The organism is Acidovorax sp. SUPP2539, from assembly GCF_030158975.1.
Lineage (GTDB): Bacteria > Pseudomonadota > Gammaproteobacteria > Burkholderiales > Burkholderiaceae_C > Paracidovorax.
This window is the reverse complement of the sequence record NZ_BQXJ01000001.1, coordinates 1,379,000-1,401,917: the sequence shown is the minus strand read 5'-3', so window position 1 is coordinate 1,401,917 and position 22,918 is coordinate 1,379,000. Positions and strand designations below refer to the sequence as shown.

The window sequence follows — 22,918 nt, the reverse complement described above, 5'->3', positions numbered from 1 at the left end:
TGGCGCATGCCCGCGCCCTTCACTACATTCACGTCTTCCAACGGCGCGCGCTGAGGCGTCCGCCGACCGATCCAACCGACTGAAATGAAAGCCCTCTCCATGCTGAAGAAAACGCTGTCCGCCATTGCCGTTGCCACCCTGGCCTTCTCGGCGCATGCCGCCGATGTGCTCAAGGTCGCGGCCTCGGCGGTGCCGCATGCGGAAATCCTGAACTTCGTGAAGCCGCAGCTCAAGGCCCAGGGCGTGGACCTGCAGGTCAAGGAATTCAGCGACTACATCCAGCCCAATGCCGCGGTGGAAGACAAGCAGCTGGACGCCAACTTCTTCCAGCACCAGCCCTACCTGGACAGCTACAACAAGGACCGCAAGAGCAGCATCGTCGCCGTGCCCGACGGCAAGGTGCACGTGGAGCCCTTCGGCGCCTACTCCCGGAAGATCAAGGCCGTGGGCGAGCTCAAGGAAGGCGCTCTGGTCGCCATCCCCAACGACCCGTCCAACGCTGGCCGCGCGCTGATCCTGCTGCAAAAGCAGGGCCTGATCGAGCTGAAGGACCCCAAGAACATCACGGCCACCCCGATCGACATCGTGAAGAACCCCAAGAAGCTCAAATTCCGCGAACTCGAAGCCGCCCTGCTGCCGCGCGCGCTGCAGGACGTGGACCTGGCCCTCATCAACACCAACTACGCCATCGAGGCCAAGCTCAACCCCACCAAGGATGCGCTGTTCATCGAAGGCGCCGACTCGCCCTACGCCAATCTGGTGGCCGCGCGCGCCGACCGCGCCAACGACCCCCGCATCCAGAAGCTGGTGAAGGCGCTGCACACGCCGGAAGTGAAGAAGTTCATCCAGGACAAGTACCAGGGCGCCGTGGTGCCCGCGTTCTGAGGGCGGACCAACGTCGCGCCTGCGGCCCGCACGCACCGGCACACGCGGCGATGCGTGCGGGCCGCGTCGCCTGCAGACGGCCGTCGCGTCCGGTGGCCAGCGCCAGCAGCGCACCGGCGCACCGGCGCGTTGAGCCGCCGGACTCCGATGGGGCTCAGAACACCATGCCCCCGGCAACGTCGATGGTCGTTCCGGTGATCCATCCACCGCGCTGCGACACCGCGAACGCCACGGCGTCGGCGATGTCCGCCGGCGTCCCCACCCGGCCGAGCGGCGTCTTGCCGACCAGCATGTCGACCATTTCCTTGGGGGCATCGGCACTGCCTTCCGTTTTCACGAAGCCCGGGGCGATGCCCACCACCCGGATCTGGCGGGGTCCAAGCTCTATGGCCAGCGAACGCGTCAGCGTGTCGACGGCGCCCTTGGTGGCCGAGTAGGCATGCACCACCGGGTAGGGACTCTTGGCCAGCCCCGAACTGATGTTGACCACGACGCCACCCGCCGGCAGCACGCGCGCAGCAGCCTGCGTGGTCAAAAGCAAACCCCGCACGTTGAGCGCGAAGTGGGCATCGATGCTGTCCGCCGTCAGCGAATCCAGCGAGTCCATGCGGTAGATGCCCGCGTTGTTCACGAGGATGTCCAGCCGACCGAACTGTGCGAGGGCAGCATCGATCAACGGCTGGATCTGCGATGGCTGCGATAGGTCTGCCTGCGCGGCGACTGCCCGGCCACCGGCGGCGGTGATGCGGCGCACGACGACGTCCGCGTCCGATGCGGCGGTGGCGTAGTTCACGACGATGGACGCGCCATCGGCGGCCAGTCGCTCGGCGATGCCGGCACCGATGCCTTTGGACGAACCGGTGACGATCGCGACCTTGCCTGAGAGTGAGTTCATGGATGTGCCTTTGGGGTGATGAGGGTGGAGGAATGAAGTGCTGGGATTCCCATCGGCGCCGGGCCGGAGAAGCGCCAACGATAGGCACAATGTCGCTTCAGATAAATGGGTGCTCGCGGCATGCGGCATGAAGCAGTGCTTCACAATCAGCCCCATGCCCCCCGATCTCCTTGCCCCCATTGCCGCGTTCGCGCGCGTTGCGCACCATGCGAGCTTCACCCGGGCCGCCGCGGAACTGGGCGTGTCGCCGTCGGCGCTGTCGCAGACGATCCGCAAGCTGGAAGCCAGTCTGGGTGTGCGGCTGCTCGACCGTTCGACGCGGCGCGTCGGCGTCACTGAACTGGGCCAGCGGTTCCTGGCACAGGCGCAACCGAGCCTGGCGTCGTTGGCGCTTGCCATCGAAAGCATGAACGAGTCGCGAGACAGGCCGTCAGGGCTGCTGCGGCTCAATGTTTCGCGCACCGCCGCCGACATCGTGGTGCTACCGCACCTGCAGGCGTTCCTCGCGGAGTTCCCGGACATCACGCTCGACCTGCATTGCGACAACGCGCTGCTCGACATCGTGGCTGGCGGCTTCGATGCCGGCATCCGACTGGGGGAGTCCCTGGCGCAGGACGTGGTGGCCGTGCCCATCGGCGGGCGGCAGCGCATCGCGACGGTGGCGTCCCCCCGTTACCTGCAAGGACGCGCCTTGCCGCAGGTGCCCCAGGACCTGGCCGGCCATCGCTGCCTCAACGTGCGGCTGGGCGGAGGGATCTACCGCTGGGAATACACGAACAGGGGGCGCGCGGTCGAGGTGGAAGTGCAGGGGCCGCTGATCTCGAACGACGGAGACATCCTGATCGCGGCAGTGCGCGCCGGCGCCGGCATCGCCTGCGTGTTCGAAGTGCAGGTGGCCGACGACATCGCCGCAGGCCGGCTGATGCCGGTGCTCAAGCCCTGGTGGCCGACCTTTCCGGGCTTCTACCTCTACCACCCGAGCCGCACCCACGTGCCGCGCAAGCTGCGCGTGTTCATCGACTTCCTGCAGGCCCGCGCCAGGCCCTGAAGGCCGCGCCACGCCGCACAAAGGGGGCAGCACGGTGATCAAGCGAAGGCGCTGCGGCTCGGTGATCCGCACGTGGCGGCACCGCCGCCGGCGCGCTCACTCGCTCGCTCGCTCGCCGGATCAATCGCCCTGCAGGCTGCGCGCCACCCACCACGCCAGCGCAAACATGGTGGCACCCGTCAACGTGTCGAGCACCCGCCACGCGCGCGGATCGGCGAACACGTGCTGCAGCCGCCGACCCGCGAAGGCCAGCACGAGAAACCACAGCAGGCTGGCGCAGGCGGCACCCACCACGAAGACCCACTTCAGGCCGCCATCCTGCCGCGCGCCAATCGACCCGATCAGCACCACGGTGTCCAGGTACACGTGCGGATTGAGCAACGTGATGACGGCCAGCGCGCCGACGACGCCCAATGCACTGCGTTCGGTCCGCCCCGTGGCGGCCAGCGCCGCCTGAGGTGCGCAGAACGCCCGGTGCCACGCGAAGCATCCGTACGCGAACAGGAACACCGCCCCGCCCAACGTCAGGCACCAAGCCAGCGTGGGCGATTGGCCCAGCAGCTGCGCCATGCCGGCCACGCCCATCGCCACCAGCAACGCGTCGCTGATGACGCACCAGGCAATGCAGGCGCGTACATGACGGCCCTGCACGGCCTGGCGCAGCACAAACAGGTTCTGTGCGCCGATGGAGACGATCAACGTCAGGCACACCGTGAATCCGGCCAGCCACGAGGCGGAGGCGGAAGCGGCAGAAAAGGAGGGGGGCGAAGCGATCCACATGGGTGAATTGTCCGAACCGCATTGATTTAAGTAAACTTAAAGTCTCTAAGCAATATGAAGCAAAACTAATGCTTGACTATGCCGGCCTGGAAGCCTTGGCGGCCGTGGTGCGCGAAGGCAGCTTCGAGCGCGCTGCGCGCAAGCTGCACGTCACGCCCTCGGCCATCTCGCAACGCGTGAAGCAGTTGGAAGAGCGCGCAGGCCAGGTGCTGGTGCTGCGCGGAACGCCGTGCACGGGCACCGACGCGGGCCGCCGGCTCTGCCTGCACGTGGAACAGGTGGCCTTGCTGGAAAACGAACTGCGCCGTGCCAACCCTGCGTTGATGCCCGACACCCAGGCGCCAGCCCCCACATTGAAGCTGGCGGTGAATGCCGATTCCCTGTCGACCTGGTTCATGGACGCGATGGCGGCCTTCACCGCAGGAGGAAACGAACTACTGGACATCCGCATCGACGACCAGGAACACACCGCCCAGCGACTGCGCGAAGGCGAGGTGATTGCCGCCGTCACCGCCAGCGCGGGCAGCATCGCGGGCTGCAACACCTGGCCGCTGGGCGCCATGCACTACGTGGCGGTCGGCAGCCCGCCATTCGTGGCGCGCCACTTCGTCGGCGGCGTGACGCCCGAGACCGCGGCGCTCGCGCCCATGATGGTCTATGGCCGCAACGACCGCCTGCAGGACCAGTGGCTGCAGCGCCAGGGCCTGGCCTCGCGCCGCCATCCGCCCCGCCACTTCATGCCGTCCAACCAGGGCTTCCTGCGCAGCTGCGAGGTCGGCATGGGCTGGGGCATGCACCCCACCGTGCTGATCGAACGGCAACTGGCCGATGGCACGCTGGTGGAGCTGCGGCCGCAGGCGGGGATGGACGTGCCCCTGTACTGGGCGCTGCCGCGCTCGGCCCAGGCGGGGCTGGAGCGGCTCACGCGCTGCGTGATGGCGGCGGCGGGGGCCTGGCTGGGCGACGGCACGGCGCGACCATCGCTTGCTGCGCGTCAAACCCCTTGACGCCGGAACGGGCATGCTCTGCCCCGGCCCGGTCCAACCCACCCGACCACCCGACTTCAACCACCGCGCAGCCCCGCGCACCGATCCGATGGATTCAACCGCTCCCCTTCAGCCCCCCGTTCGGCACGCTCTGGACCTGGTGGGCATCACCGACCTCGTGCACGGCTTCTACGCCGACGTGCGCGCCGATGCCCTGCTGGGCCCCGTGTTCGACGCGGCGCTGCAGGACCGCTGGGAGCCGCACCTGGCGCGCATGGTGGACTTCTGGAGCACGGTGGCGCTGGGCAGCCGGCGCTACCGCCGCAACGTGCTAGCACAGCACGGCGCGCTGGAGGGCGTGACGCCGGCGCATTTCGCGGCCTGGGTGGGGCTGTGGCAACAGCACACCGAGCGCCGCTTCGCGCCGGAGGTCGCGCATTCGCTGCAGCAGGCCGCGCACGGCGTGGCCCGCGCGCTGTTCCGCAAATGCTTCGGGCACCTGCCGGCCTTCGACATGCCGGCCGGCGGCCACTGAGGGCGCGCGGCGGCGGTTCAGCGCCGGGTCGCCGGGCCCTGCCCGGCCTGGGCGCGCAGCGGCTCCAGCAGGGCCGACAGGCCGTTGTGGTCGATCTCGTGCATGAGGGCCAGCAGCCGGCCCAGATCTCCTCGCGGAAAGCCCTCGCGGGCGAACCAGTTCAGGTAGTTGCCCGGCAGGTCCGCAATGGCATGGCCCTTGTACTTGCCGTAGGGCATCTGGACGGTCAGCAGGCGCTGCAGTTGTTCCGGATCCATGGCGGCGCCTCTCAGCCCCCGGCCCGCTTGACGGTGTGGCCCCGTTGCCGCAGCACGTCCATCACGCGCTCGACATGGTCGCCCTGCACCTCGATCACGCCGTCCTTCACGGTCCCGCCGCTGCCGCACGCGGCCTTGAGCTGCTTGCCCAGCAGCGCCAGCGCGGCCTCGTCGAGCGCCACGCCCTTCACCACCGTGACCGCCTTACCGCCCCGCCCCTTGGTCTCGCGAGAGACCCGCACGGTGCCATCGCCCACCGGCACCGCGCGTGCCGCCTGGCAGGCGCACTGCGCCACGGGCTGGCGGCAGCCGGGGCACATGCGGCCCGATTCGGTCGAATAGACGAGGCCGCCCAGGTCGCTCAGGCGCATGGCAGCACCCCCTGGGCTTTGAAGAAAACGGCGGCAGTGGCAATCAGGCGCATGGCGAGGGGCCCGGGGCGCGGGCGAAGGACGGCGGGCAAAAAGTGAAGGCAGGAAATGAGGCAGGAAAGGCCTCAAAGACCGCGAATTATCCGCATCCCGCCCCAGGGCGGCACAATCGCGGGTTCCCTCCTTCGCGCCCCGGTGCGCGCCTGCCATGCCTTTTGCTTCCCTCGGCCTCTCGCCCGCCCTTGTCCACGCCGCCGATGCGATGGGCTTCACCACGCCCACGGCGGTCCAGGCCGAGGCCATTCCGGCCGTGCTGCGCGGCGCCGACGTGCGGGCCTGTGCGCAGACCGGTTCGGGCAAGACCGCCGCCTTCGCCTTGCCGCTGCTGCAGCAGTGCCTGCCGCACACGCTGGCCCAGGCCGGCCGGGGGGCGCGCCGCGTGCGGGCCCTGGTGCTGGTGCCCACGCGCGAGCTGGCGGAGCAGGTCGGCGAGGTCCTGCGCGATCTGGCCCGGCACCTGCTGCCGCAGCGCCTGGCGGTTGCCGTGGTGTTCGGCGGCGTCTCCATCAACCCGCAGATGATGGGCCTGCGCAGCGGGGCCGACATCGTCGTCGCCACGCCGGGCCGCCTGCTGGACCTGGTGGACCACAACGCGGTGGCGCTCTCCGCCGTGCAGACCCTGGTGCTGGACGAGGCCGACCGCCTGCTCGACTTAGGCTTCGCGGAGGAACTGAACCGCGTGCTGGCCCTGTTGCCCGTGCAGCGGCAGAACCTGCTGTTTTCGGCCACCTTCGCACCGGCGGTGGCCGCGCTGGCCGACGGCCTGCTGCGCGAGCCGGTGCGCATCGAGATCGCCCACTCGCCCGAGACCACGCCCGACATCGCCCAACGCGCCATCGCCGTGGACCCGGGCCGGCGCACGCAGCTGCTGCGCCACCTGGTGCAGACGCACGAATGGTCGCGCGTGCTGGTGTTCGTGGCCACGCAGTACGCCGCCGAGCATGTGGCCGAGAAGCTCTACCAGGCCGGCATCTTCGCCTCGCCCTTCCATGGCGGCCTGAGCCAGGGCGCGCGCAAGCAGGTGCTGCAGGAGTTCAAGGACGACCGCTGGCAGGTGGTGGTGACGACCGACCTCGCCTCGCGCGGAATCGACATCGCCCAGTTGCCCGTGGTGGTCAATTTCGACTTGCCCCGCTCGGTGACCGATTACGTGCACCGCATCGGCCGCACCGGCCGCGCGGGCGAGACCGGCGTGGCCGTGAGCTTCGTCAGCGCCAGCACCGAGGCCCACTGGCGCCTGATCGAAAAGCGCCAGCGCATGGCCCTGCCGCTGGAGCAGATCCCCGGCTTCGAGCCCACCGAAGCCGCGCCGGCCACGCCGCCGGGCAACGGCGGCATCAAGGGCAAGCGCCCGAGCAAGAAAGACAAGCTGCGCGCGGCTGCGGCCCGCCAGGATCAGGACGGCGGCGCGGACGACTGAGCCGCGCCAGCCGTCGTCGCTCGATCAGGCCCGGGTGCGCGGGTACAGCGGATAGGCCGGGTCGGTGTAGCCCGGGGTGGACGGGTGGCCCGGGGCCACCAGCTCATTCACCAGCGCTTCGTCCTGCGCGGTGATCTCCACGGCCAGCGCGGGCGCGTAGTCCTGCCACTGCGCCAGGGTGCGCGGGCCGGCGATCACGGCGCTCACCGCGCGGTGCGCCAGCACCCAGGCCGTGGCGAACTGGGCCAGCGTCACGCCGCGTTCCTCGGCATGCTGTTTCAACTGCTGCGCGACCTGCAGCGATTCCTCGCGGAACTCGGTCTCGGCCATGCGCTTGTCGCCGCGTGCCGCGCGCGTGCCCTCGGCCGGCGGCTGGCCCGGCAGGTACTTGCCGGTGAGCACGCCGCGCGCGATCGGGCTGTAGGGCACAACGCCCACGCCGTGGTGCGCGCAGGCCGGCAGGATCTCGACCTCGGGCATGCGGTTGAGCAGGTTGTAGTACGGCTGGCAGACCACGGGCCCGGGCAGGCCCATGCGCGCCGCCAGATGCACCAGCTCGGTGATGCGCCAGGCGCGGAAGTTGGACACGCCCCAGTAGCGGATCTTGCCGGCGCGCAGCAGCGCATCGATGGCGAACAACGGCTCCTGCAGGTCCATGTCGTTGACGTCGCGGTGCAGGTACAGGATGTCCACGTGGTCGGTCTGCAGCCGGGCCAGGCTGGCATCCACCTCGCGCAGCATCCAGGTGCGGGAATACTGCGATTCGTTCACCCGGTCGGACATCTTGTTGCCCAGCTTGGTCGCCAGCACCCAGTCGTGGCGCTGACCCTTGAGCAACCCGCCCAGCATCGTTTCCGACGCGCCCCGGGTGTACACGTCGGCCGTGTCGATGAAGTTCACGCCGCGCTCGCGCGCGTCGGCCACGATGGCCGCGGCCTCGTCGCGCCCCGTCTGGTCGCCGAACATCATGGTGCCCAGGCACAGGGCGGAGACTTGCAGGTTGCTGCGGCCAAGGCGGCGGTATTGCATGGCAGGGACCTTTCGGTGTGAAGAAAAAGAGGAAGGAAGAGCGAACCCGGCGGGGGCGCGCGGCAGGTCAGTAGTGCGGCGGCAGTTCGTCGCGCAGGCTGCGCACGGCCGCCCCGCCGCCTTCGGGGATCTGCTGGCGCAGTTGGGACACCTCGGCGATGAGCCGGTCGATCTGCTGCTGTTGCCGGTAGATGGTGAGGTTGAGCTGGTCGAGCAGGTCTTCGGCGAAGCTGGCCTTGATCTCCAGCTCGTTCAGGCGCTGTTCATTGGGATGGGTGTCGGGCATGCCGCTATTGGAACCGAAACCACGCTTCACCCGCCGCCGGTGCCTGGCGACGCCCCCAGCACCCGTGCCACCAGTTGCCGGGCGGGGGCCGGCAGTGCGTCCAGTTCCCGCACGCACAGCACCAGCGAGCGCGCAGCCCACGCGTCGTCCAGGACCACGGCCCGCACGCCGGCCGAACGGCCGCAGCGCTGCACCACGGCGCGCGGCACCACGGCCAGGCCCACGCCCTGCCCCACCATGCGGCAGACCGCCTCGAAGCTGCCAAGGCGGATGCGGTAGCGCGGGCGGGTGCCCAGCCGGCGGGCATGGCCCGCGAGGTGGTCGTCCAGCGCGCTGCCGGCCGGCAGGCCCACCAGTTCCCAGCCCAGCACCTCGGCGAATGCGATGCGGCGGCGTGCCGCCAGCGCATGCCCGCGCGGAACCACCAGCACCAGCGGGTCCGCCCCCAGCACGAAGGCCTGCAAGCCCACGGCATCGACCGAATCGGCCAGCACGCCGATCTCGCAGACGCCGTGGCGCAAGGCGTCCACGATCTCGTGGCTGGGGCGCTCCTGCAGGTCCACCGACATGCCGGGATGGTCGTGCAGGAAACCCGCCAGCCGGTCGGGCAGCCAGTCGCTCAGCGCGGCGCTGTTGCACATCAGGCGCACGTGGCCGCGCAGGCCCGAGGCATGGTCGCCCAAGTCCCCCTGCATGCGCTCGATCTGCTGCAGCACGATCAACGCGTGCTGCAGCAAGGTCCGCCCGGCGGGGGTGGGCGACACGCCGCGCCGCGTTCGCAGCAGCAGCGGCACGCCCAGCGCGGATTCCATGCCGCGGATGCGCTCGCTGGCCGATGCCAGCGTGATGCAGCTGGCTGATGCGCCGGCGGTGATGGTGCCCGCCTCCAGCACGTTGGCGAACAGTCGCAGATCGGTCAGGTCGAATGCCATGGGCGCCAAGGTAGCACGCCCTGCCTATGGCCTCGCCTGAGGCAGGCTGCGCCGAATCCCGATTGCCGGGTTAACGGGCGCCTCCAACAATCCACAGCATGACCGCATCGCTCACCCCCACCGCCTTCCTCCCGGCCACGGCCGTCTTCCTGCTCGCCGGGTGCGTCAAGGGCGTGGTGGGCCTGGGGCTGCCGACCGTCGCGATGGCGCTGCTGGCCCTGGTCATGCCCCCCGCCCAGGCGGCGGCCTTGCTGGTGGTGCCCTCGCTCGTGACCAACCTGCTGCAGTTGCGGCCCCTGTCGGGTCTGGGGCCGATGGTGCGCCGGCTGGGCGGCATGCAGCTGGGCGTGTGCGCGGGCACGCTCGCGGGGGCGGCGTGGATCGGCGCGCCCGCCGGCCAGGGGGCGGAGGTGGCGCTGGGCACCGTGCTGGTCATGTACGCCGCCTGGGGCCTGCGCGGCGCCCCGCTGCAGGTGCCGGCGCGCGCCGAACGTTGGCTGGGGCCGGCCGTGGGCGTGGCGACGGGCCTGGTCACGGCCGCCACCGGCGTGTTCGTGGTGCCGGCGGTACCCTACCTGCAGTCGCTGGGCCTGGCGCGGGACGAGCTCGTGCAGGCCATGGGGCTGTCGTTCACCGTCTCCACCCTGGTGCTGGGCGCCGCCCTGGCCGCCAACGGGGCGTACCCGGGCGCGGCAGCCCTGTCGTCCGTGGCGCTGCTGGTGCCCGCCGTCATCGGCATGGCGGCCGGCCAGTGGCTACGGGGACGCCTGTCGCCCGCGCGGTTCAAGGCCTGCTTTTTCATCGGCCTGGGGCTGTTGGGTCTCTACATGGCCGTGCGCGGGCTGGTGTCCTTGCAGGCCTGACCGGTGCGGCCATGAAAAAAGGCGCCATGGCGCCCTCGGGGGTGGTCAGGGCAGCGCCAGCAGGCGCCGCGCCGGTCCGCAGCCGGCCGGTCAGGCGCGCACCGCCTGGCCCAGCCGGGCCACGCCCTCGCGGATCTTGTCCACATCGGCCGTGGCGAACGACAGGCGCAGCGTGGCGTGGTCGGGCTGCGCGCAGAAGAATGGCGTGCCGGGCACGAAGGCCACGCCCTGCTCGATGGCCTTCCTGGCCAGCACGTTGCCGTCGGCCACCTGGCCGCGCACGCCGGTGAGGCGTGCCCAGACGAACAGGCCGCCCTGCGGCTGCACGAACGCGATGGCATCGCCCAGTTCCTTGCGCAACGCATCGCCCATGGCCTGGGCGCGCTCGGCATACACCGCGCGCACCTTGGCCAGCGTGGCGGGCATGCGGCCGGCCTTGAGGTACTGCGCGGCCGTGGCCTGCGCGAAGGTGCTGGTGTGCGCGTCGCTGAACTGCTTGCACATGGTGGCCTTGGCCAGCAGCTCGGCCGGGGCGATGAGCCAGCCCACGCGCAGGCCCGGGCTCAGTACCTTGCTCAAGCTGCCGCAGTGCACCAGCAGGTCGCGGCTGCCAGGCACGTCGGCCGACAGCGCCAGCAGGCTGGGGGGCGGCGCCTCGCCGAAGTACAGGTCGCCGTAGGGGTCGTCCTCGACGATCAGCGTCTGGTGGCGGGCGGCCATCTCCAGCACCTTTCGGCGGCGCTCCAGGCTCAGCAGCGCGCCGCTGGGGTTGCCGAAGGTGGGGATGAGGTAGACGAACTTGGGGCGGTGCTCAGCGATGAGCTTTTCCAGCGCGTCGGTGTCCACGCCTTCGCCATCGACCGGCGCGCTGATCAGCTCGGCGCCGTAGAGGCGAAAGCACTGGATGGTGGCCAGGAAGGTGGGGCCTTCCACGATCACCTTGTCGCCGGGGCTGATGAGCGTCTTGCCCAGCAGGTCCAGCGCCTGCTGGCTGCCGGTGGTGACGATGAGGTTGTCGGTCGCCACGTCCCTGGCGCCCTTGCTGGCCATGAAGGCGGCCAGTTGCTCACGCAGGGGGTTGTAGCCCTCGGTGGCGCCGTACTGCAGGGCCGCGCCCGGCTCCTCGGCCAGGGCTTTATTGGAGGCCTCGCGGATGCCGTCCACGTCGAACATCGCGCTGTCCGGAAATCCCCCGGCAAAGCTGATGATGCCGGGCTTGCCCAGCAGCTTGAAAAGCTCGCGGATGGCGGAGGTCTCTACATTGTTCAGTCGGTCGGCGAATTGCAGGGGCATGGTCGGGGTCTCACTTTCTGGATGCGATTGTCGCCAAATCGGCGTGGCGTTTTCCTGCGTGTGGTGCCAGTGCCCGCGGCCGGCGCGCCGGGGCCGCGGCGCGCCGCCACGGCCCCGGTGGCGAAATGCTGCGCCGCTGCGGCCGATACGGCATTCAGCGGGCGGCGGTGGCCACCGCGGGCCGCGGGCCCAGCTGCTGCCACAGGTAGGCGAACTCCAGCGCCAGCAGGTGGGCGCGCTGCGCGTTGTCGGCCGCGCCGCCGTGGCCGCCTTCGGTGTTCTCGTAGTACAGCAGGTCGTGCCCCTGCGCCAGCATGCGCGCGGCCATCTTGCGCGCGTGGCCGGGGTGCACCCGGTCATCGCGTGTCGAGGTGGTGAACAGCACCCGGGGATAGCGCGCATCGGCCCGCACCTGGTGGTAGGGGCTGTAGCGCGCGATGAAGGCCCAGTCGGCCGGATCGTCCGGATCGCCGTACTCGGCCATCCACGACGCGCCCGCCAGCAGCGTGTGATAGCGCCGCATGTCCAGCAGCGGCACCTGGCACACCACCGCGTTGAACAGGTCGGGCCGCTGCACCATCACCGCGCCCACCAGCAGCCCGCCATTGCTGCCGCCCTGGATGCCCAGGTGCACGGGCCGGGTCACGCCGCGCGCGATCAAGTCCTGTGCGATGGCGATCAGGTCGTCGTAGCTGCGCTGCTTGTGTTCGCGCACCGCCGCCTGGTGCCACGCCGGGCCGTACTCGCCGCCGCCGCGCAGGTTGGCCACCACCAGCACGCCGCCCTGCTCGCACCAGGCCCGGCCGTAGTCGGCGGCGTACCAGGGCGTGAGCGCATGCTCGAAGCCGCCGTAGCCGTAGATCAGCGTGGGGTTGTTGCCATCGGCCTGCGCGCCGCGCGGCCACAGCACGAAATACGGCACGCGCGTGCCGTCGGCCGAGGTGGCGAAGCACTGCTCGGTGCGCATGCCTTCGGCATCGAAGCGCGCCGGCCCGGCCTTGAGCAACTCGCGCTCGTCATCGGCGGTGCGGGCCAGGAACAGCGAGGCGGGCGTGGTGAAGTCGGTGTACGACAGCAGGTAATGCTCGGCCAGCGGGTCGTCGGCCAGCAGCGGGTCGTGCAGGGCCGTCACGCCCAGTTGGCCGGGGAACGGCGTGTCCACCGCGCGGCCGACGAAGGGACCGCCCTCGCCCCCGGGCCGGTGCCACAGCTCCAGCCGCTCGGCCACGTTGTCCATCACCTGCAGCAGCACGTGGTCGCGCGTGGTGTCGTAGCCGGCCAGCGAGCGCGTGGCCGTGGGGGTGAACAGCGCCGCGGCCCGGCGCTCGCCACGCAGCCAGGCCGCCGCGTCGGCATGCAGCAGCGAGCCGGCGGCGAAGTGCGCCTGCCCCAGCACCAGGTCGCTGCGCAGCTCCAGCAGCAGCGTGCCGCGCACGAAGTCGGGAATGGCGTCGTCCGGCACGTCCAGCCGCACGGGGGCGGCATCCGGCGCTTCGGCAGGCCCCTCCGTCAGCCAGACCTCGTGGCGGTAGAAGTCGATCATGCGGGTGAACACGGTGCGCTCGAAGCCCGGCGTGCGGTCCACGCCCACCCCCACGCCCACGTCCGACGCCTCGCCCTCGAACACCGTGACCGCGCCGGCCAGCGGCGTGCCGCGCCGCCAGCGTTTGATGATGCGGGGGTAGCCCGATTCGGTCAGGGAGCCCTCGCCGAAATCGGTGCTCACGTAGACCGTTTCGGCGTCGATCCAGGTCACGTCCGACTTGGCCTCGGGCAGGGCGAAACCCGCTTCGACGAACTGCCGCGACACCAGGTCGAACTCGCGGATCACCGTGGCGTCGGCCCCGCCGCGAGAGAGCGACACCAGGGCGTGGCGGTACTCCGGGCCCAGCACCTCGGCCCCGCCCCAGACCCAGTTCTCGTCCTCGGCCAGGGCGAGGGCATCCAGGTCGAGCACCGTTTCCCACGCGGGTTCGGGCGCGCGGTACCCGGCCAGCGTGGTGCGCCGCCACAGCCCGCGGCGGTGGTGCCCGTCCTGCCACAGGTTGTAGAGCCAGTCGCCACGCCGCACCACGCTGGGAATGCGGTCCTTGGCGTCCATGATGTCCAGCAACTGCTCGCGCGTGGGGGCATATTCCGGCCGGGCCGTCAGCACCGCCTCGGAATGCGCATTGCGCTCGCGCACCCAGGCCAGGGCGCGTTCGCTGTCCACCGATTCGAGCCACTGGTGGGGGTCTTCATCCTGCGCGGGATCGTGGGCGGGCGTTGCGATGGGCGGCGTGGATTCGGGCATGGGTTCCTTGAGGGATGGCGTTCCGGGCCGGCACGGCCGGTCTTCGGAGATTTTCGCCGCCCCGGCTTGCCCTGTGCCGGACCGGGGCTTGGCCGGAGTTTTGCGAGGCAGCGGGCCCTGCCGCTTGCTACCGCGCGGGCACGGCCGCACCGGTGCCGGCGGGCTCGGACCACCGCGCCGTCCCCTGGCAGGCGGCCAGGTGCCGCGGCGCCGGCCCGCTGCAGGGGGGCGCAGCGCCCTCCCGGTTCAGCCGCCAGTCCATGTGCGCGAGCAGATGGCCCAGCAGCGTGCGGTACAGCGCATCACCCACCAGCGCATCCTCCACGCCGGCGTCCAGGTTCGGGTTGTCGTTGATCTCGATGACATGGGCGCCGGCCGCATTGCACTTGAGGTCCACGCCGTAAAAGCCGTTGCCGACCAGCCGCGCCGCGCGCGTGGCGGCCTGCAGCACCGGCGGCGGCACGGCATCCAGGGACACGGCCTGGGTTCGGCCCTCCACGTACCCGCCGTCTTCGCCGTGCCGCAGGATCTGCCAGTGGCCTTCGCACATGTAGTACTTCGCTGCGAACAGGGGCTCCCCGCCCACCAGGCCGATGCGCCAGTCGAAGTCGGTGTACATGAACTCCTGCAGCAGGATGATCCCGGACTCGCGGAGCATTTCGCGCGCAATGGCGTGCAGCGCCTCGGCGTTCTCGGCCTTCTTCACGCTGCGGCTGAACGAGCCGTCCGGCACCTTCACCACCACCGGGTAGGCCAGGCCCCGCGGCAGATCGCCCAGCGTGCGGCGGCTCACGAGGTGCGTGCGCGGCGTGGCGATGCCGTGGCCCTTGAGCAGCTCGGCCAGATACGCCTTGTTGGTGCATCGCAGGATGGACACCGGATCGTCGATCACCGGCATGCCCTCGGCCGCGGCTTTCTTGGCGAACTGGAAGGTGTGGTGGTTGACCGCCGTGGTCTCGCGGATGAAGAGCGCATCGAACTGGGTCAGGCGCGAGAAATCCTTCTTCTCGATCAGTTCGACCGCGATGCCCATGCCGTGGCCCACGTCCACGATCTTCTGCAGCGTGCGGCGGCTGGACGGCGGCAGCGGGTCGTTGGGGTCGTGCAGGATGGCCAGGTCCATGCGCGGCGCGGCCACCGGCGCGGCAGGCCGCCAGTGGCGGCGCGTGAAATGCGCCAGGGCCTCGTCGAACAGGCCGTCGCGGTGGGCATCCACATCGCGCGGATCCAGCGATTGCAGCGCGGCGACGTGCCAGCCGGGCGATGGCTCGCGCCGCTGCAGGTGCAACCGCAGCAGCGGGCAGCGGAACAGCTCGAAGCTCTTGCGCGCAAGCGCGGTCAGTTCCGCGTCCTCCGCCAGTCCGAAGAACACGTGCAGCGTGAGCGAGCTGACGGACTGCGGCACGCTGTTCAGCGGACCGATCAGGCGGTCCAGCGCGGCCAGCGAGGCCGCCTGCTGCTTGCCGCGCTGCAGGGCCACGATGGTCTCGACGCTGGGCGTGACCCGGTCGCCCCGCGCTTCGGCCAGCAGCGAGCAGTAGTAGCCCATGCCCAGGTAGCTGTAGTTGCGGCACAGGTTGGTGACCTTGCGCGCACGCGCTCGGGGGCGCGGCTCCTCGGCGATGAACGCCTCCGCGGTGACGATGCGCACCCCGGGGTCGCTCCAGCGGAAATCCGAGCGTCTTTCCACCACGATCACATGTTCTGAAGTCACTTCAAGGCTTTCTGGACAGGATGACGGCCGCTGTCCGGCGGCGGCGCCCGTAGCGGGCCATCTTCTTGAATTCGGACAGGCTCACCGACACGCCGCCGTCGCCCTCGCCCGAACGGGCCATGGGGTCCAGCACCCGGAAGACCGTGCCGTCGAAGCCGGTGATGACGACCCAGTGCGGTGCCTTTTCGCGGTGCAGCCGCCACAGGCTGATGAGCACGATGGGCACGTGCCCGTGGCGCAACTGCTCGATCACGCCCTCGGGCGAGACGGGCAGCGCGAACACCGGCGCGCCATGCGCCACCAGTTCGGCGCGGAAATCGTCCTCCACGTGCTGGATCACGCGCTTCTTGTGGGGCTCGCGCACGCTGTCCATGAAGAGCGACGAGCCCGCGGCGGCGTACACCGCCACACCGAAGCCACGGCGCAGGGCGGCGCAGGCCAGGCCGAACGGGCCGCAGCCGCCATGGCCCGCGGCCATGAACACCGTGGTCGCCTCGCGCCACAGGCGGATCTCGGCGGCCTGGTCCAGCACGGTGTCCGGCGCCAGGGCCGACATGGCGATCAGCAGCGCGCAAGGGCCGCAGGTGAAGTCGAGCGTCTGTCCGTAGTGCCGGGCCCCGGGCAGCATCAGCCGGTCCCGGCGGTGGCCGTCGAACACGTCCTTCTCGAAGCGGATCGCATCCGCGCCGTCCGCGTAATAGGCGGGCGCGCGGCCCACCGCCACGAACCCGAAGCGCTGGAACAGCCGGTGGGCGGCCACGTTCTCGGCCCGGCTCTCCAGGCGCAGCAGGGCGCAGCCCCAATGGCGCGCGCAGTCCAGCGCCTCCGCCAGGAACGCACTGGCGATGCCGCCGTGGCGCGCCTGGGGCGCCACCGCGATGGAATACAGCCGCGCCACCGAGGTGCCCTGGCGGCGCAGGACCACGCAGGCGCCCAGCAGCGCGCCGCCGCCCGGGACCGCGCCCGCCGCCGGCCGCGCCACCATCACGCGGGCCGAACGGCTGCGCAGCAGGCGCCGCCAGCTCGGCAGCGAGATGCGGTCTCCCAGGAACGAGGCGCGCTCGATCGCCTCCAGCGCGCGGGCATCGGCAGGCACGCCGGCATCGATCGCCCGCCCGGGCGTGGCACGGGGCCGGGCCTTATTCATGATCGCGCCCGCTGTCCGGGCGCGGGGCCGGGCGCTCCATCCAGTACAGCAGGCACCAGGCGCCGCCCAGCGGCAGGAAGACCACGAGCAGGGCCAGAAAGAGGTGCAGGGCAACGTCGTGCATCGAACAGGTTCTCAGTGCATCCAGTGGGTGGGCCGGGCGATGCGGCCGAATTCCGCGCAGGGCATGCCGGCCGTCAGCAGCCGCAGGCACGCGGCCAGTTCGCCGCGGCGCACGTTCATCTCGATGCGGATGCAGTGCCGCGCCGCATCCACGTCGATGCGGTAGCCCTGCACGCGCGGGCCCAGGATGCGGTGCAGCGAGCGGCGCCCTTCCAGCACGTCGGTGTGAAAGAGGCGCAGCGGCAGCACGACGATGTCGCTGTCAGCCGGCGGCCGGGCCTCCAGGGCCACGCGGTGAAGGGTCGGAAAAGCGCAGGAATGCGGCATGGGGCGAGTCGCCGCCACGGGGCCGGAGGGGTGCCGGCGGGCGGTGGCGGGCTGCGGGTGGAACATGGCCCCAGTCTAGGAACGCCGGCATAAAAACGCCGTAAAAAATGCGCCGGCGCCCGTCAATTCCCCGTCAACCCGCCCGGACGGCGGCCCACCGCCGGACCGGCAGACGCCCGGGCGGCCGGCTGCGGGACAATGCGGCTCCCCGCGTGCCCACAACGACATTTCCACCATGAAGACCGCGCAGATCGAACCCTTCTTCGCCGCCCTGAAGGCCGCCAACCCCATGCCCAACACGGAGCTGGAATACACCACCGTGTTCGAGCTGCTGGCCGCGGTGCTGCTCTCGGCCCAGGCCACCGACGTGGGCGTCAACAAGGCCACGCGCAAGCTCTTTCCGGTGGCGGGCACGCCGCAGGCCATCCTCGACCTCGGGCTGGAAGGGCTGGAGGGCTACATCAAGACCATCGGGCTGTACCGCAGCAAGGCCCGTCACCTGATGGCCACCTGCCGCATCCTGGTGGAGCAGCACGGCGGCGTGGTGCCCCGCACCCGCGAGGCGCTGGAGGCCCTGCCCGGCGTGGGCCGCAAGACGGCCAACGTGGTGCTGAACGTGGCGTTCGGCCAGCCCACCATGGCGGTGGACACGCACATCTTCCGCGTCAGCAACCGCACGGGCCTCGCGCCCGGCAAGAACCCGCTGGCGGTGGAGTTGCAGCTGATGAAGCGTGTTCCTGCGGCCTATGCGGTGGACTCGCACCACTGGCTGATCCTGCTGGGCCGCTACGTGTGCCAGGCGCGCAAGCCGCGCTGCTGGGAATGCGTGGTGGCGCCGTACTGCGACTACCAGCCCAAGACCCCGCCGCCGTGACAGGACGGCTGGGCATCCAAAGTGCCTCCAGCACAATTGATACTAGGGCGTATAGCTATATTTTTCATAGCACCACACCCTAGCGCCCGTGGGTGGCGGATTCACCCCACGGCCGGCACCGCGCGCCGCCGGATCAGGCGCGCAGTTCGCGCAGCAGCTTGCCCACATCGAGGCCCTGCGCACGTTGCTGGATCTGCGGCGCGTAGCGCTGCTGCAGGTTGCGCGCCTCGTCCACCGTGCGCGAGAAGGACGTTTTGAGCGCGTCCTTGCCCAGCGTGCGGCCACCGGCGTAGTAGCGCTGCGCCACCTTGCCCAGCGCGTACGTGGTGGCGAACGAGAACGCCGAGCCCGTGGCGGCGCTGCCCACCGCGCGGCCCATGCCGCCCATCACCTTGCCCAGCAGCCCGCCCACCAGCTTGCGGCCGAACTGCTCCACGTACTGCGAGGTGAGGCCCACGCCCACCGTGGCGAGAAAGTCGGTGATGTGGCCCTTATCCAGCTCGTAGCCGTACAGCTTGCCGATGCGGTAGACCAGCCGCGTCTGCAGCGGAATGATCGCCATGGAGGCCAGCGACTGCGGCAGCAGCTCCAGCGCCCCGTTCAGGATGGAGGCGTTCAGCACCATGGAGTCGATCTCGGCCGCATGGGGATCGACGGCCGGCGCCGGCGCGCCACCCGGTACAGGCGCTGGCACCGGTGCCAGCGCCTGTACCGGGGCGGAGACGGCCGCGGTGCCCGCCGCCACCGCCGCAGCGGCACCTGCCCCCGCCACGGCGATCGCGGCAGGCTCGGTCCAAACCTGCGATGCGCCTTGCGAATCAACGGGCGCATCGCGCAGGGGCGCAGCCGCCAGCGCATCGGCCTCGCGCACCACGGCGGCGGCTTCGTCCGGCGCCATCTGCAGGGCCGTGCCCAGGCGCTGCAGAAAGGCCTTTTCCTGGGCATTGCACACGCCGTCGGCATCGCACACGCCCACGGCCATTTCGTAGGCCAACTGGCGCAGCGCGGGTGTGTCCAGCGCCTGGGCCGCGTCCTCGATGCGCACGCGCTGCAGCAGCACGTCCTGGTAGAGCTTCATCAGGTCCAGGCCGGTGCCGGCGCTGAGGGACTCGGCCAGCTGGCGCAGGTGTTCGCGCTCGCGCTCGTCCTTGTGTTCGTCGGCAAAGGCCGCCATCAGGCTGATGGCCATCACGGCGCGGGTGTGTTCGGGTTGCATGGATCGGTATTCCTCGGGTGGCAAAAACGAAAAGGCGTCAAAGGGGAGAGGCGGTCGGCCGGCGCCGCGTGGCCGTGCCGCCGGCCTCCAACAGGCTGGCGGGCCGGCGCGGTGCCGATCCGGGTTCCCGCTGCGCTGTATGCGTTGGTTTTGCAGAGGAAGGAAAGCGCAGCCGCCGCAATGGCAGAGCGATCCCCGGGCTGAATCTAGGAGCGAAAGCGCGGTTTTCAATAGGCTGGTGGCGCGATGCCGGATTTGGCTGACAGCCAGGACTTCGTCGTCCCGACGACAATGCGGCCTGCCACAACAACACACCCTGCATGCCGCGCATGCGGACCAGAAAGGCCCGTCTTCCATGACTGCATCCGTCCCCACCGCGGCCGACGCCGACGCGCCCGCGCCCCGCGCCTACACCGCCGAGGAGAAGCGCCACCGCGTCTTCTCCATCATGGCGGCCTCGTCGGGCAACCTCGTCGAGTGGTTCGACTTCTACGTGTATGCCTTCTCGGCGCTGTACTTCGCGCCGGCCTTCTTCCCCAAATCGGACCCCACCGCCCAGTTGCTGAACACCGCCGGCGTGTTCGCCGCGGGCTTTCTCATGCGGCCCATCGGCGGGTGGCTGTTCGGGCGCATCGCGGACAAGTACGGGCGCAAGACCTCGATGCTGATCTCGGTCACCATGATGTGCGCGGGCTCCCTCGTCATCGCCGGCCTGCCCACCTATGCCGCCATCGGCGCCTGGGCGCCCTTCCTGCTGCTGATGTGCCGCCTGTTCCAGGGGCTTTCGGTGGGCGGCGAATACGGCACCACCGCCACCTACATGAGCGAGGTGGCGCTGCGCGGCCAGCGCGGCTTCTTCTCCTCGTTCCAGTACGTGACGCTGATCGGCGGGCAGCTGCTGGCGGTGCTGGTCATCGTGATCCTGGAGACGCTGCTGAGCGAGGCCGAGCTGAAGGCCTGGGGCTGGCGCATCCCGTTCGTGATCGGCGCCATCTCGGCCGTGGTCGCCCTGCTGCTGCGCCGCACCCTGCACGAGACGCAGACCGACGCCGCCAAGCAGAACAAAGAGGCCGGCACCATGGGCGGGCTGTTCCGCCACCACAAGGCGGCCTTTTTCACCGTGCTGGGCTACACGGCCGGCGGCTCGCTGATCTTCTACACGTTCACCACCTACATGCAGAAATACCTGGTGAACACGGTGGGCCTGCCCATCAAGACCACCAGCTACGTGATGACGTGCGCGCTGTTCGTGTACATGTGCATGCAGCCGCTGTTCGGGGCGCTGTCGGACCGCATCGGCCGGCGCAACAACATGCTGCTGTTCGGCGCGCTCGGCGCGCTGTGCACGGTGCCCATCCTCACGGCGCTGCAGCACACGACCAGCCCCTACGTCGCCTTCGTGCTGATCGCGCTGGCCCTGGCCATCGTGAGCTTCTACACCTCCATCAGCGGCATCGTGAAGGCCGAGATGTTCCCGCCCGAGGTGCGCGCGCTGGGCGTGGGCCTGGCCTACGCGGTGGCCAACGCGATCTTCGGCGGCTCGGCCGAATATGTCGCGCTGGGGCTCAAATCCATCGGCCATGAGACGGTGTTCTTCTGGTACGTGACCGGCATGATGGTGCTGGCGTTCGTGGTCAGCCTGCGCCTGCCGCGCCAGGCGAGCTATCTGCACCACGACCACTGACGGGGCTGGCCCGGCCGCATTGGCCGGGCCGCACCGCCCCCCGCATCGCCCCGCGCCCTGCCGCCGAGCGCCTGGGCCACCGAATTCAGAACTTTTAAGGTGCCGGCCAGCGGCCTCGCCAGCGGCGGCATCCGGTGCGCTGCAGCGCAAAAAACCAGGCGCGACAATGAGTTAGCGCCGCCATCAGGCCGCGCCAGCCCCCCGCGCAACCCTTCACCCGCGCCTTCGCGGGCCGCCCTCCCCCGCGTACATTGATCGCCGTGGCACGGGCCCTGACCCGCGCCACGGCAAAAAATCAATTCGGAGGACCGCGGCATGAGCCATTCCCATACTTCCCGCAGGCAAGCCCTGCAGCACCTGGCCAGCCTGACCGCCGGCTTTTCGTTGTGGAGCCTGCAGCACAGTGCCGCCTGGGCGCAGAACCCTGCCGACAACCCGCAGAACTGCGCCCCACCCCCACCGCCCGGCCCGGCGACGCCCTTCCAGGGCGGCAAGATCGCCGTCAAGCCGCGCAAGAGCGCCTTCGCCCTGACCGACGCCGAGATCGCCAGCCTCACCAAGGGCTGGCAAGGGCTGCGCGACATCACCGCCCAGAACCCCAACAGCCCCACCGGCTGGCTGCGCCAGAGCTACGTGCACTGCTGGGCCTGCGGCGGCGGCACCGACGGCCAGCAGGGCGAGGAAATCCATTCGAGCTGGTGGTTCCCGCCATGGCACCGCGCCTACCTGTTCTTCCTGGAGCGCGCCCTGGTCAAGGCATCGGGCGACCCCGACCTGCGCCTGCCGTACTGGGACTGGAGCACCCAGAGCCCCTCGACCCAGACCTTCCCGCAGATCTACGCCAGCACCGGCAGCGCCCTGTACGATCCACTGCGCAACCCCGCCAACGTGATGCCGGGCGCCCGGATCCCTGCCGCCTTCGTGGGCCCGAAGGCCATGTCCATCGTGCTGAACTCGCCCACCTATGCCTTGTTCGGCGGGGTCAACACGGCCATCGGTGGCGGCAGCCCTGGCGCGCTGGAGACCATTCCCCACAACCACGTGCACGTGTGGACGGGCACCGATGGCAGCCAGTCGCCCAACTACGGCTCCGACATGGGCGTGCTCTCCACGGCCGCCCGCGACCCGGTCTTCTTCGCCCACCATTCCAACGTGGACCGCATGTGGAGCAGCTGGGTGGCGGTCGACCCCTCGCACACCAACCCGCCGGATGCGGACTGGAACGGCCACGCCTGGAACTTCTACGACGAAAACGGCGTGTGGACCTCCATGAAGGTCAGCGACGTCGTCAACTCCGAAAACCTGGGCTACGTGTACGACTCCCTGGCCACGCCAACGAAGCCCGTGCGGACGGCAGGCGCCAGCCAGCCGGCACCGGCCGAGAACGCGGCCCTGGCGCATCCCGCGCAGCCACTGGTGGTACTGGCCGCGCCGCAAAAGCGCAACCTGGGCACCGCGCCCGTCACGCACAAGGCCGCGCTGCCGGAGGGCTTTCGCAAGCCGCTCGCCGCGCTGGCGGCCAACCAGTCGTCGCGGCTGTACCTGCTGCACATCGACGACGTGACCACCCCGCCCGACCGCAGCGTGAGCGCCAAAGTGTACGTGAACCTGCCCAACGCCAACGCCAGCACCACCACCGAATCGCCCAACTTCGTGGGAATGATCTCCAGCGTGGCCAAGACCACGCCCGCGAACACGGCGGGGCATGCGGCGCACCACCAAGCCGGTATCCGCTATTCGTTCGTGATCGACGAGGAGACGGCCCGCTTGATCGCGCGGGACAAGGCCGTCACCGTCACGCTGGTGCCGGTGGACAGCAACGGCGCGACGCCGCGCCGGTCACAGCTGAACTACGGCCGGATCACGCTCACGCCGCTGCCTTGAAGAACCGGCCCTGAAG

General features: G+C 70.2%; 23 protein-coding genes. 9 read left to right on the top strand and 14 right to left on the bottom strand.

The window, feature by feature from the left end:
* Positions 1-99 precede the first annotated feature (99 nt).
* Positions 100-885 (top strand): MetQ/NlpA family ABC transporter substrate-binding protein, encoded by a 786-nt coding sequence (locus AVTE2539_RS06400; RefSeq protein ID WP_284409001.1) that lies wholly within the window; start codon positions 100-102, stop codon positions 883-885.
* Positions 886-1,039: 154 nt separating this feature from the next.
* Here AVTE2539_RS06400 and AVTE2539_RS06395 read toward each other — a convergent pair whose 3' ends face one another.
* Positions 1,040-1,780, bottom strand: coding sequence for an SDR family NAD(P)-dependent oxidoreductase (locus AVTE2539_RS06395; RefSeq protein WP_284408999.1), 741 nt, complete (start codon positions 1,778-1,780; stop codon positions 1,040-1,042).
* Positions 1,781-1,934: 154 nt separating this feature from the next.
* Between AVTE2539_RS06395 and AVTE2539_RS06390 the strand changes: the two genes are divergently transcribed.
* A complete protein-coding gene (locus AVTE2539_RS06390; protein ID WP_284408997.1) occupies positions 1,935-2,828 on the top strand; it encodes a LysR family transcriptional regulator in 894 nt (297 codons plus the stop codon).
* A 120-nt stretch (positions 2,829-2,948) separates the two neighbouring features.
* Here AVTE2539_RS06390 and AVTE2539_RS06385 read toward each other — a convergent pair whose 3' ends face one another.
* The gene (locus AVTE2539_RS06385; protein ID WP_284408995.1) at positions 2,949-3,608 is read right to left on the bottom strand and encodes a LysE/ArgO family amino acid transporter; all 660 of its coding nucleotides are present in this window, start codon (positions 3,606-3,608) and stop codon (positions 2,949-2,951) included.
* A 68-nt stretch (positions 3,609-3,676) separates the two neighbouring features.
* Between AVTE2539_RS06385 and AVTE2539_RS06380 the strand changes: the two genes are divergently transcribed.
* Together AVTE2539_RS06380 and AVTE2539_RS06375 are read left to right on the top strand one after the other, a co-directional pair.
* The gene (locus AVTE2539_RS06380; RefSeq protein WP_284408993.1) at positions 3,677-4,615 is read left to right on the top strand and encodes an HTH-type transcriptional regulator ArgP; all 939 of its coding nucleotides are present in this window, start codon (positions 3,677-3,679) and stop codon (positions 4,613-4,615) included.
* Positions 4,616-4,703: 88 nt separating this feature from the next.
* Entirely contained in the window at positions 4,704-5,129 is a 426-nt protein-coding gene (locus tag AVTE2539_RS06375) for a group III truncated hemoglobin (protein ID WP_284408991.1), read from the top strand.
* A 17-nt stretch (positions 5,130-5,146) separates the two neighbouring features.
* Here the strand turns inward: AVTE2539_RS06375 and AVTE2539_RS06370 are convergent, their stop codons facing one another.
* Together AVTE2539_RS06370 and AVTE2539_RS06365 are read right to left on the bottom strand one after the other, a co-directional pair.
* Positions 5,147-5,386 carry a DUF3820 family protein gene (locus AVTE2539_RS06370; protein ID WP_284408989.1) on the bottom strand — a complete coding sequence of 80 codons (240 nt, stop codon included), beginning with the start codon at positions 5,384-5,386 and terminating at the stop codon, positions 5,147-5,149.
* Between the two features lie 11 nt (positions 5,387-5,397).
* Positions 5,398-5,757: a translation initiation factor Sui1 gene (locus AVTE2539_RS06365; protein ID WP_284408987.1), complete on the bottom strand. Its 360-nt coding sequence runs from the start codon at positions 5,755-5,757 to the stop codon at positions 5,398-5,400.
* A gap of 208 nt (positions 5,758-5,965) precedes the next feature.
* On the opposite strand from AVTE2539_RS06365, the gene AVTE2539_RS06360 reads away from it, so the two are divergent.
* A complete protein-coding gene (locus AVTE2539_RS06360; RefSeq protein ID WP_284408985.1) occupies positions 5,966-7,237 on the top strand; it encodes a DEAD/DEAH box helicase in 1,272 nt (423 codons plus the stop codon).
* 24 nt (positions 7,238-7,261) lie between these two features.
* Here AVTE2539_RS06360 and AVTE2539_RS06355 read toward each other — a convergent pair whose 3' ends face one another.
* The 3 genes from AVTE2539_RS06355 to AVTE2539_RS06345 form a co-directional block, all read right to left on the bottom strand.
* Positions 7,262-8,266: an aldo/keto reductase gene (locus tag AVTE2539_RS06355; RefSeq protein WP_284408983.1), complete on the bottom strand. Its 1,005-nt coding sequence runs from the start codon at positions 8,264-8,266 to the stop codon at positions 7,262-7,264.
* 67 nt (positions 8,267-8,333) lie between these two features.
* Positions 8,334-8,552, bottom strand: a complete 219-nt coding sequence (locus tag AVTE2539_RS06350; protein WP_272564107.1) for a SlyX family protein — start codon at positions 8,550-8,552, stop codon at positions 8,334-8,336.
* 26 nt (positions 8,553-8,578) lie between these two features.
* Positions 8,579-9,484: a LysR family transcriptional regulator gene (locus AVTE2539_RS06345; RefSeq protein WP_284408981.1), complete on the bottom strand. Its 906-nt coding sequence runs from the start codon at positions 9,482-9,484 to the stop codon at positions 8,579-8,581.
* A gap of 98 nt (positions 9,485-9,582) precedes the next feature.
* Here AVTE2539_RS06345 and AVTE2539_RS06340 point away from each other — a divergent pair, with 98 nt between their 5' ends.
* Positions 9,583-10,347 (top strand): sulfite exporter TauE/SafE family protein, encoded by a 765-nt coding sequence (locus AVTE2539_RS06340; RefSeq protein ID WP_284408979.1) that lies wholly within the window; start codon positions 9,583-9,585, stop codon positions 10,345-10,347.
* A 90-nt stretch (positions 10,348-10,437) separates the two neighbouring features.
* Here AVTE2539_RS06340 and AVTE2539_RS06335 read toward each other — a convergent pair whose 3' ends face one another.
* The 6 genes from AVTE2539_RS06335 to AVTE2539_RS06310 all read right to left on the bottom strand — a co-directional run bounded on the left by AVTE2539_RS06335 (position 10,438) and on the right by AVTE2539_RS06310 (position 17,310).
* Positions 10,438-11,634: an aminotransferase-like domain-containing protein gene (locus tag AVTE2539_RS06335; RefSeq protein ID WP_284409459.1), complete on the bottom strand. Its 1,197-nt coding sequence runs from the start codon at positions 11,632-11,634 to the stop codon at positions 10,438-10,440.
* 160 nt (positions 11,635-11,794) lie between these two features.
* The gene (locus AVTE2539_RS06330) at positions 11,795-13,933 is read right to left on the bottom strand and encodes a prolyl oligopeptidase family serine peptidase (protein WP_284408977.1); all 2,139 of its coding nucleotides are present in this window, start codon (positions 13,931-13,933) and stop codon (positions 11,795-11,797) included.
* A 127-nt stretch (positions 13,934-14,060) separates the two neighbouring features.
* Entirely contained in the window at positions 14,061-15,647 is a 1,587-nt protein-coding gene (locus AVTE2539_RS06325; RefSeq protein ID WP_284408975.1) for a RimK family ATP-grasp domain-containing protein, read from the bottom strand.
* A 1-nt stretch (position 15,648) separates the two neighbouring features.
* Complete coding sequence (locus AVTE2539_RS06320; protein ID WP_284408972.1) at positions 15,649-16,794, bottom strand: GNAT family N-acetyltransferase/peptidase C39 family protein; 1,146 nt, start codon at positions 16,792-16,794, stop codon at positions 15,649-15,651.
* Positions 16,787-16,918, bottom strand: coding sequence for a hypothetical protein (locus AVTE2539_RS06315; protein ID WP_272564113.1), 132 nt, complete (start codon positions 16,916-16,918; stop codon positions 16,787-16,789). The genes AVTE2539_RS06320 and AVTE2539_RS06315 overlap by 8 nt, the downstream gene beginning before the upstream one ends.
* An 11-nt stretch (positions 16,919-16,929) precedes the next feature.
* Positions 16,930-17,310 (bottom strand): hypothetical protein, encoded by a 381-nt coding sequence (locus tag AVTE2539_RS06310; protein WP_284399342.1) that lies wholly within the window; start codon positions 17,308-17,310, stop codon positions 16,930-16,932.
* Between the two features lie 169 nt (positions 17,311-17,479).
* Here AVTE2539_RS06310 and nth point away from each other — a divergent pair, with 169 nt between their 5' ends.
* A complete protein-coding gene (gene nth / locus AVTE2539_RS06305; RefSeq protein WP_272564115.1) occupies positions 17,480-18,118 on the top strand; it encodes an endonuclease III in 639 nt (212 codons plus the stop codon).
* A gap of 133 nt (positions 18,119-18,251) precedes the next feature.
* On the opposite strand, the gene AVTE2539_RS06300 is transcribed toward nth, so the two are convergent.
* A complete protein-coding gene (locus AVTE2539_RS06300; protein WP_284408970.1) occupies positions 18,252-19,691 on the bottom strand; it encodes a YcjF family protein in 1,440 nt (479 codons plus the stop codon).
* Here AVTE2539_RS06300 and AVTE2539_RS06295 point away from each other — a divergent pair.
* Complete coding sequence (locus AVTE2539_RS06295; protein WP_284406754.1) at positions 19,690-21,018, top strand: MFS family transporter; 1,329 nt, start codon at positions 19,690-19,692, stop codon at positions 21,016-21,018. The genes AVTE2539_RS06300 and AVTE2539_RS06295 overlap by 2 nt on opposite strands.
* 315 nt (positions 21,019-21,333) lie before the next feature.
* Positions 21,334-22,902 (top strand): tyrosinase family protein, encoded by a 1,569-nt coding sequence (locus tag AVTE2539_RS06290; RefSeq protein WP_284408968.1) that lies wholly within the window; start codon positions 21,334-21,336, stop codon positions 22,900-22,902.
* The last annotated feature ends 16 nt before the right edge of the window (positions 22,903-22,918 follow it).